We start from the raw sequence: 3,295 nt of genomic DNA on the forward strand, positions 1-3,295 counted from the left end.
TCGTTGTTGTGGTGCGACTATTTTGTCGCCCAGCATCGGGTCTCGACGGGCGCACTATCGTAAGTATCGTGAACAGACAAAAAAGGACTAACCTTGAAACGGCGCTAGCCTGAGAGCGCGACACCATGGAGAGCGGGTCCAGCTTGCGTTCGACGCGGAAAAACGACTGTTTTGTAGGAAGCCCAGACGAGCATCGCTGTCGCCTAGTTAGTCGGAGTCTTGGCTCTGCCCACTGTTTGAGGGGTCGACGCCGTCACAAAGGCGTTCGGGACTAGCACGTTGCTGTAACTTCCCGAGACTGAGCGCGAAGAAAAAGAGGTCAGAATATGCGTACAACCTTGGCAGGGTATCAGGGATTGCTTATCAGTCTCGCACTCTTTCTTGTTTTTGTGGCAAGCCCTGTTCGCGCCTTGGAATCCAATGCGTATCGTTCCGAAGTTCTGACGGCACGTTTGATCGTCGCGGAAGCAGGAATCGCCCCAGGATCGCAGTTCCTTTCGGCGGGTTTGAAGATTGAACTGGAGGAAGGATGGAAAGCGTACTGGCGGTCGCCAGGCGAGGTTGGCCTGCCGCCAGAGATCGATTGGGAGGGGTCCACAAACCTTGAATCCGTCGACATGCTTTGGCCCGCACCCACGCGTTTCCGCGCCTTCGGAATTGAAAATTTCGGCTATGCCAAACAAGTAATATTTCCATTGCAGTTGCGGCTTGCGAACTCTGATAGAGCGGCCGAGCTGAAGGGACTCGTCGATTTGCTGATCTGCTCCAATGTGTGCATTCCGGAAAGGTTTGAATTGACACTCCCTGTGCCATTGGGAACGGGCGTCGATGCGAAAGCCGCGACCGATATCGCGACATGGGCCGCTCGCGTACCTGTTGCAGGGCCAGAAAGTGCAATAGCGGTCTCGGGCGCATCGCTGAAGCAGGATCAGGCATTGGTTGTTCAAATGACGCGGCCTTCTGGCTGGAACAATCCCGATCTTTTTCCAGAGTTTGGTGCAGGCTCTGCATTCGGCGCACCCGACATCCGCCTTACAAGTGATCGCACCGGTCTCTGGGCAAGTATCCCGATTCTCGCGTTAAGCGAGGAACAAACCTCCCTTCGAATTACGGTCGTAGACGAGGGTGTCGCGGTTACATTCGATGATGTGAACACTACCGACGTTGTACCTGCGCCACCTTACGCATCCGAGACCAGCCAAGATAGGGGTCAGTTTTTCCCGATTCTCTTGCTGTCCTTCCTGGGAGGGTTGATACTGAACGCAATGCCATGCGTCTTGCCAGTTCTATCGATTAAGTTCGGGTCGGCGCTCCGAATGAAGAATCGCTCCCTTTCACAATTGCGCGCGGGATTTCTCGCTACGGCTGTGGGAACTGTTGCTTTTATGTGGGTGCTGGCCTTGGCGGTCATAGCGCTGCAGACGCTCGGATATGCCGTTGGATGGGGTGTGCAGTTTCAGAATGCATATTTCCTAATTGCACTCATTCTCGTTGTCGGACTCTTTGCGGCAAATTTGTTTGGAGTTTTTGAAATTTCTTTGCCCAGCAGCTGGATGGTTAGGCTATCTGGCCGCTTTGGGCGGGGGTATGCCGAAGACTTCTCCACCGGCGCTCTGGCTGCGATACTTGCAACGCCTTGTTCAGCCCCGTTGCTGGGGACAGCCATTGCCTTCGCCCTTTCTGGCACGACAGGCGATATACTTGCGGTTTTCACAGCGATGGGGATTGGGCTTGCACTGCCATATATTCTGGTTGCCGCTTGGCCTGGTTTCCTGTCTCGACTGCCCAAACCGGGACCCTGGATGATAAGCGTGAAGATCGTTCTCGGATTGCTGCTTGCCGGAACCGTTGCATGGCTATGCTGGGTCTTGATTGGTGTGACGTCGCCAACTCTCACAGGCCTGGTGCTGCTGGGTCTTGGGCTCATCGTACTGGCGGCGAGAGCCTATCAGGTTCAGCCTCGTAACGGTTTGCTGTGGGGAATGACTGCGGTTTTGGGCATGACGTTGGCGGCCCCTGCACTGCTGCCAAAAAGCTCCGATGATGTAACAGCCTCGATCACTTCTTACTGGGTCGAGTTCGACCGGTCCCGGATCGCGCGTGAAGTGTCGCAGGGCAAAACTGTCTTCGTGGACGTTACTGCGGATTGGTGCATCACTTGTAAAGCAAACAAAACCCTGGTCCTGGATCGTGAACCAGTTTTGGGAGCACTTGGCGAGGAAGGCGTGATTGCGATGCGCGCGGATTGGACGCGACCGGACGCGAAAATCCAATCCTATCTCGAGGCGCACGGCAGATACGCAATTCCGCTCAACATCGTCTACGGTCCAGATGCTCCTGAAGGTATCATTTTATCTGAACTACTATCTGCGGATGCCGTTCTCGAAGCACTGTCGGCTGCCAATCTCAGCGCTGTCCGAAAACGATGACATAGTGCCGTTGCATTGCTCAAGGGAGGCAGAACCTACAGTGGTTTAGTTTCAGGTGAAAGGAAAGCTGTTATGTATCTGAGACCACGCGGCCCCAATTTATTTGTTGATCCGATCCAATCGGGCCGTGGCGGCGGCACGCATAGGGTCGGTTTCCGGAAGGCTTTCGGCCAAGGTGCGCGCATTGTCGGCGGCGTTCTGGGCAGCATCAAAGTCACCCAATACACTGTACGCCTCCGCAAGCCGAAGCCATCCTTCAAGATTGTCTTGGTCATCCAACAATCGCGCCGCCAAGCGGTCAACCATGGAGCGGACGAAAGCGCTGCGTTCCTCGACCGACATGTCCTGAGCGGCCTCGATATCGGCCGCACCGGGGCTACGCGCGTCCCGAGAGTCCGGAAAGAAATCAGCTAGGGTGACAGGGCTCTCTCCAACCTGTTCCCCCAATCGGTTGGCGACAGACAGGAAAAGTTCCATCCACGGATAGGCGCGATCCGCTCTCTTGAGGCGCTCGATCAAAAGCGTCCTCGCTTCATCTGGAACCCCGTCCTGTTCGAGGATCCGGGCTCTATAGAAAATTGGGCCTGGATCATCGGGGTCCATCTCCGATGCGCGTTCGATCACGCTTTCCGCTTGCGGCGTCACGATCCCGTTCTCGGCTGCGATCAAGGCCTCGGCATATAGCAATAGGGTTGAGATATCTGCATTGTCGCGGACAGTGACGCGTTCGAATGCATCGGCGGCATCATCGTAACGAGCCATACGCATATAGGTCTGACCGAGCAGAACCCAACCATCACTTGGTCCACCAGACTCGTCTGCTTCAAGCCGGGTTTTTAGTCTCTGGGTCAACTCTGAGAGGTTTG

2 protein-coding genes are annotated in these 3,295 nt (G+C 55.4%); one reads left to right on the top strand and one right to left on the bottom strand.

Annotated elements, in window-relative coordinates:
• Window positions 1–326 precede the first annotated feature (326 nt).
• Window positions 327–2,429, top strand: a complete 2,103-nt coding sequence (locus tag KBT70_RS13605; protein ID WP_008282976.1) for a protein-disulfide reductase DsbD domain-containing protein — start codon at window positions 327–329, stop codon at window positions 2,427–2,429.
• 99 nt (window positions 2,430–2,528) lie between these two features.
• Here the strand turns inward: KBT70_RS13605 and KBT70_RS13610 are convergent.
• Window positions 2,529–3,295: tetratricopeptide repeat protein (locus KBT70_RS13610; RefSeq protein WP_296634546.1), on the bottom strand; the 767-nt coding region annotated here is incomplete at its 5' end.

Source organism: Roseovarius sp. (genome assembly GCF_018066915.1).
Taxonomy (GTDB): Bacteria; Pseudomonadota; Alphaproteobacteria; order Rhodobacterales; family Rhodobacteraceae; genus Roseovarius.